We start from the raw sequence: 4,642 nt of genomic DNA on the forward strand, positions 1-4,642 counted from the left end.
GGCCCCAAAGCCGGAGCCGCCTTTGATCGGCGCCGTAGGCCGCACTTTCCAGCGCGCCGAGCGTACAGAAATTGCCAAGCCGCGCGGCCAGCCCCAGAATCGCACCTGCGCTGAGGCCGACAAGGGCCGCCAGAACGCCGGGTGACAAAGTGTCCATTCCTGTCTCCTCCCTGAGACGTGTTTCTTATGGCTTCTTACAGAACAGCTCGTTCAGAAGCCCGATCATGCGTTCCGTCCGCTGATCGCACAGCGAGTAGTGAATCACCTTGCCGTCGCGCCGGGGGCGCACCAGACCTTCCAGCCTCAGTCGCGCCAGTTGCTGGCTGACCGCAGCCTGACGCGAGGCGAGCAGGGTTTCAAGTTCGGTCACCGATTTCTCACCACCAATCAGATGGCAGAGGATGGTCAGGCGGCCTTCATGGGCGAATGCCTTGAGAAAACCGGTGGCCGCGTCCGCGCGTGTGCCAATGTCGTCGGCGAAGGTTGCCGCGCGGCCATCAGCGGCAGGAAGGTGGTCAGAAGGCAAGGTCATCCGCGACAGCCTCGATCCCCGCCCGTGCGCAGGCATCGTCGATGTCCGGGCCGGGCGCGCCCGAGACCCCGACACCGCCCACGAGCGATCCCGCCGCATCAATCGGCACGCCGCCGCCAAGCGGCAGCGCCATGCTCAGATGCCGGATGCCCGAGGAAATCTTGTCAGGCGCGGTTTCCTCGGCCAGTGTCAGCGTGTCGATGCGGAAGCTGACGGCGGTCCAGGCCTTGCGGCGGGCGGTTTCCTCGACATGCGGACCTGCGAAGCGGTCGCGCAGAAAGACCTGTGTCACGCCGAACCGGTCCACCACCGAAACGCCGACCTGATAGCCCTGTTCGCGGCAGTTTTCTAACGCCGCCTGCGCCAGTGTCAGGGCGACTTCGGGCTTCATCACCTGAAAGGTGATCAGCGCGCCGTCATCCTGCGCGGCGGCCGGGGACGCCATCAGCGTCAGCGCGAGTGCCAGTTTCCTCATTCCGTCTTCTCCCTTTGATATTGGCCGGTTTCTTCCATCATCCGTCCCAGCAAGCCCCAGAAAAAGTCCTCGCCCGGATAGCCGTCGATGCGTCCGGCTTCGCGCCCATTGGCAATCAGAATGAAGGTCGGTGTGAAAACGGGGCGCGGGCCGAGTTCGACATCCGCAGGGTAGGGGCCCCGGATATGCACCCGTTCCAGCGGTGCCGCGCGCCCTTCGGGCGTCTTGGGATAGATCGGCGCGATCACCCGGTCCCATTCGGCGCAATAGACGCAGCCATCCTGTTCGACCATCAATAGCCGCAGCTCTGCCATCGCCGGAGATCCGGCCATCAGAACCGCAAGAAAGGGCAGGAGGGCGATACGCATGGTTGACGCCTTCGGTATTACATATAAAAAACGTAATATGTTTTTCCGTCACCGGCAAGGCGAGGGTTTCCCGTGCTGATCGATCCGACATTCGGCGGTGCCCTTCTGGCCGGTATCCTGTCGTTCCTATCGCCCTGCATCCTGCCGATGGTGCCTTTTTACCTGTGTTACATGGCGGGCATCTCCATGGCGGAACTCCGGTCGGACGCGACCATTGCGCCGGGCGCGCAGCGGCGGCTGATTCTGTCGGCCATCGCCTTCGCGCTCGGGGTCACGACGATCTTCGTCCTTCTGGGAATGGGGGCCACGGCGCTGGGGCAGGTCTTTCGCCAGTGGCTGGAGCCGCTGTCTTACGTGGCAGCAGGTATCCTGTTCCTGTTCGGCCTGCATTTCCTCGGGGCTCTGCGCATCCCGTTCCTCTACCGCGAGGCGCGGATCGAGGCGAAGGTGGAGCCGTCGACGATGTTCGGCGCCTATGTCATGGGGCTCGCCTTCGGCTTCGGCTGGACGCCCTGCGTCGGCCCGGCCCTTGCGGCGATTCTGATGGTGGCCTCGGGTCTCGACACGATCTGGCGCGGGGCGGTTCTGCTCTTCGTCTATGGCATGGGCATGACCGCGCCCTTCGTGCTCGCGGCGGTTTTCGCCAAGCCGTTTCTCGGCTGGATGAACCGCAACCGCCGCTATCTGCGCCATGTGGAAACGGTCATGGGCGTCATGCTGATCCTCTTCGCCGTTCTGATCGCGACCGGATCCGTCAATGCGATTGCCCAGTTCATGATTGAGTATATGCCCTGGACCACAAAGTTCATATGATCCCGACAGGAGGACAGAATGAAACGCCTCTTTGCATCTTTGGCCCTGACCCTGACACTGGCTTTTCCGGCCGTTGCGGTAGAACTGGGCGATGACGGGCTGCACAAGCCCGACTGGCTGCGCAATACCTTCAAGGATCTGCGCGAGGATCTGGCCGAGGCCAATGGCGAGGGCAAGCGCCTGATGATCATCGTCGAACAGCGCGGCTGTATCTACTGCACGAAGATGCATGAAGAGGTCTTCCCGCTGCCCGAGATCGACGCCCTGATCCGCGAGAATTACTTCGTCGTGCAGATGAACCTTTTCGGCGATGTCGAGGTCACCGATTTCGACGGTGAAACCCTGCCGGAAAAGGACATGGCGGTGAAGTGGGGCGTTGTTTTCACGCCCACGATGATCTTCCTGCCCGAGGAGGTGCCAGAGGAAACAACGGCATCGAAGGCGGCCGTCGTGATGATGCCGGGGGCCTTTGAAAAGGGCACGACAGCCGCGCTCTTTACCTGGGTCAAGGATCACGGCTACAACTCAGGCGAGCATTTTCAGAAATACGTTGCCGAACGCACAAAACAGAAATCATCGAACTGAGAGCATAAGGTCGCGACCCTTCGAATTCACATATTCAATCTAGTGAATTTTAAGTTGCATGCGACCGCATGCCTCAGTTAGGCTCCGAGTCGGGAGAGAACAGGGAGGACATCCATGACGCGCCAGTTACTGATTGGTCTTGCAGTATCGGCCTTGGCGGCCGGGGCCGCGATGGCCGAAACCGCCCCGGCGGACGTGATGTTCGAGGAAGGTTCGGTCGCCGCATCGCTGACCGGAGCGGCGGGCGATCCGGCTGCGGGCGCTGTGATTGTCGGCGACAAGAAGCAGGGCAATTGCGTCGCCTGTCATGCGGTTTCCGCCTTGGCCGACATACCGTTTCAGGGTGAGATCGGCCCGATGCTGGACGGCGTCGCCGACCGCTGGAGCGAGGCCGAGATCAGGGGCATCGTGTCGGATGCCAAGATGACTTTCGACGGCTCGATGATGCCGTCCTTTTACAAGACCGGCCCCTATATCCGCCCCGGAAACGCCTTTACCGGCAAAGCGGCCGAGGGCGAATTGCCGCCATTGCTGAACGCACAGCAGATTGAGGATGTCGTCGCCTTTCTTCTGACGCTCAAGGAATGAGCAGCAGGGCAGGGCGCAACGCATGAAGGAGCACAAGATGAAACTGAACAGACGGGATGCCATGGCGCTCGGCCTCGGCGGTCTAGCCGCGGCGGTTCTGCCGATGCCGGCATGGGCCGCAACGGTTGAGGAACTGGTGGCTGAATTCGCAGGCGGGGCCGAGGTCGGGTCGGGCGGGATCACCCTGACCGCGCCCGAGATTGCCGAAAACGGCAACACGGTGCCGATCGGTGTCGATGCGCCGGGCGCGGTGTCGATCATGGTGCTGGCCACAGGCAACCCGACGCCGCCGGTCGCTACGTTTAATTTCGGCCCGGCTGCCGGGGCGCAATCCGCCTCGACCCGCATTCGTCTGGCCAAGACGCAGGACGTGGTCGCGCTGGCGAAGATGGCCGATGGCTCGGTCGTTCAGGCCTCATCCACGGTCAAGGTCACCATCGGCGGCTGCGGCGGCTGAGTTCAGGGAGCATATAACATGGCAAAAGACGTCAAACCCCGCGTGAAGGTCCCGAAAACCGCTGCTGCCGGTGAGGTGGTGACGATCAAGACCCTGATCAGCCACCCGATGGAAAGCGGTCAGCGCAAGGACAGCGACGGCAACGTCATTCCACGCTCGATCATCAATCGCTTCACCTGCGATTTCAACGGCGCCAATGTCGTCGATGTGACGCTGGAACCGGCGATCTCTACCAATCCGTATTTTGAGTTCTCGGCCAAGGTCGATGCCTCGGGTGAATTCAAGTTCACCTGGTACGACGATGACGGCGATGTTTACGAGGACACGAAGCCGATCGAGGTTGCCTGACGCGTGGGATGAGGACAGGGCCGTGCGCGGGGCTTGATCCGGCACGGTCCTCAGGGAGGATAACGCATGAAGATGAAAACACTCGCCAGCACCTGCGCCGTCGTTGCCTTGGCCGGGATGCCGGTCTGGGCCGGGCCGGCCGATGATACGCTGGTCATCAACGGCGAAACCGAAATCGTGACGCATACCGAAGCAGCACCTGACTATATCGATGGCCTGAGCGAACAGTATTCAGGCTGGCATTTCCGCAATGCCGATACCCGCGACATGGAGCGGGACGATTTCGACAATGCCGGTATGCTGGGCGTCGAGGCCGCAATGGCCAGCTGGGACACGGTGGACGGATCCGAAGGCAAGGCCTGCGCCTCATGCCACGAAAGCCCTGACAGCATGGTTGGTGTCCGCCCCCAGATGCCGAAATTCAATGAAGCGAAGGGCACGATGTACACGCTGGAAATGTACATCAACGATTGCCG

Annotated in this window: 8 protein-coding genes and 1 pseudogene; 6 read left to right on the plus strand and 3 right to left on the minus strand. The window is 61.8% G+C overall.

What is annotated here, in order from left to right; all coding sequences use genetic code 11:
- Positions 1 to 184 precede the first annotated feature (184 nt).
- Genes WBB85_RS03900 through WBB85_RS03910 form a run of 3 tightly spaced genes read right to left on the minus strand, consistent with a single transcriptional unit; the run spans position 185 to position 1,375 of the window.
- Positions 185 to 532: an ArsR/SmtB family transcription factor gene (locus tag WBB85_RS03900; RefSeq protein ID WP_432637312.1), complete on the minus strand. Its 348-nt coding sequence runs from the start codon at positions 530 to 532 to the stop codon at positions 185 to 187.
- Entirely contained in the window at positions 516 to 1,007 is a 492-nt protein-coding gene (locus WBB85_RS03905) for a GlcG/HbpS family heme-binding protein (RefSeq protein WP_432637313.1), read from the minus strand. The genes WBB85_RS03900 and WBB85_RS03905 overlap by 17 nt, the downstream gene beginning before the upstream one ends.
- Complete coding sequence (locus WBB85_RS03910) at positions 1,004 to 1,375, minus strand: hypothetical protein (RefSeq protein ID WP_432637314.1); 372 nt, start codon at positions 1,373 to 1,375, stop codon at positions 1,004 to 1,006. The genes WBB85_RS03905 and WBB85_RS03910 overlap by 4 nt, the downstream gene beginning before the upstream one ends.
- A 75-nt stretch (positions 1,376 to 1,450) precedes the next feature.
- On the opposite strand from WBB85_RS03910, the gene WBB85_RS03915 reads away from it, so the two are divergent.
- The 6 genes and pseudogenes from WBB85_RS03915 to WBB85_RS03940 all read left to right on the plus strand — a co-directional run.
- A complete protein-coding gene (locus WBB85_RS03915) occupies positions 1,451 to 2,188 on the plus strand; it encodes a cytochrome c biogenesis CcdA family protein (RefSeq protein ID WP_432637319.1) in 738 nt (245 codons plus the stop codon).
- 18 nt (positions 2,189 to 2,206) lie between these two features.
- Entirely contained in the window at positions 2,207 to 2,773 is a 567-nt protein-coding gene (locus WBB85_RS03920) for a thioredoxin family protein (RefSeq protein WP_432637315.1), read from the plus strand.
- Positions 2,774 to 2,887: 114 nt separating this feature from the next.
- Positions 2,888 to 3,361, plus strand: coding sequence for a sulfur oxidation c-type cytochrome SoxX (gene soxX / locus WBB85_RS03925; protein WP_432637316.1), 474 nt, complete (start codon positions 2,888 to 2,890; stop codon positions 3,359 to 3,361).
- 37 nt (positions 3,362 to 3,398) lie between these two features.
- On the plus strand, positions 3,399 to 3,818 hold the full coding sequence (soxY, locus tag WBB85_RS03930; RefSeq protein WP_432637317.1) for a thiosulfate oxidation carrier protein SoxY: 420 nt from the start codon (positions 3,399 to 3,401) through the stop codon (positions 3,816 to 3,818).
- A gap of 18 nt (positions 3,819 to 3,836) precedes the next feature.
- Positions 3,837 to 4,166, plus strand: coding sequence for a thiosulfate oxidation carrier complex protein SoxZ (gene soxZ, locus WBB85_RS03935; protein ID WP_432637318.1), 330 nt, complete (start codon positions 3,837 to 3,839; stop codon positions 4,164 to 4,166).
- A 66-nt stretch (positions 4,167 to 4,232) separates the two neighbouring features.
- Positions 4,233 to 4,642, plus strand: a pseudogene (locus WBB85_RS03940) (sulfur oxidation c-type cytochrome SoxA); the annotation flags it as partial.

The organism is Albidovulum sp. (genome assembly GCF_049646345.1).
GTDB lineage: Bacteria > Pseudomonadota > Alphaproteobacteria > Rhodobacterales > Rhodobacteraceae > Albidovulum.

What these genes read in the sequence shown, in the direction of transcription:
- soxY (WP_432637317.1), top strand. Translation starts at nt 3,399, where the DNA reads ATGAAACTGAACAGACGGGATGCCATGGCGCTCGGCCTCGGCGGTCTA.
- WBB85_RS03910 (WP_432637314.1), bottom strand. Translation starts at nt 1,375, where the DNA reads ATGCGTATCGCCCTCCTGCCCTTTCTTGCGGTTCTGATGGCCGGATCT.
- soxX (WP_432637316.1), top strand. Translation starts at nt 2,888, where the DNA reads ATGACGCGCCAGTTACTGATTGGTCTTGCAGTATCGGCCTTGGCGGCC.
- WBB85_RS03905 (WP_432637313.1), bottom strand. Translation starts at nt 1,007, where the DNA reads ATGAGGAAACTGGCACTCGCGCTGACGCTGATGGCGTCCCCGGCCGCC.
- WBB85_RS03920 (WP_432637315.1), top strand. Translation starts at nt 2,207, where the DNA reads ATGAAACGCCTCTTTGCATCTTTGGCCCTGACCCTGACACTGGCTTTT.
- WBB85_RS03900 (WP_432637312.1), bottom strand. Translation starts at nt 532, where the DNA reads ATGACCTTGCCTTCTGACCACCTTCCTGCCGCTGATGGCCGCGCGGCA.
- soxZ (WP_432637318.1), top strand. Translation starts at nt 3,837, where the DNA reads ATGGCAAAAGACGTCAAACCCCGCGTGAAGGTCCCGAAAACCGCTGCT.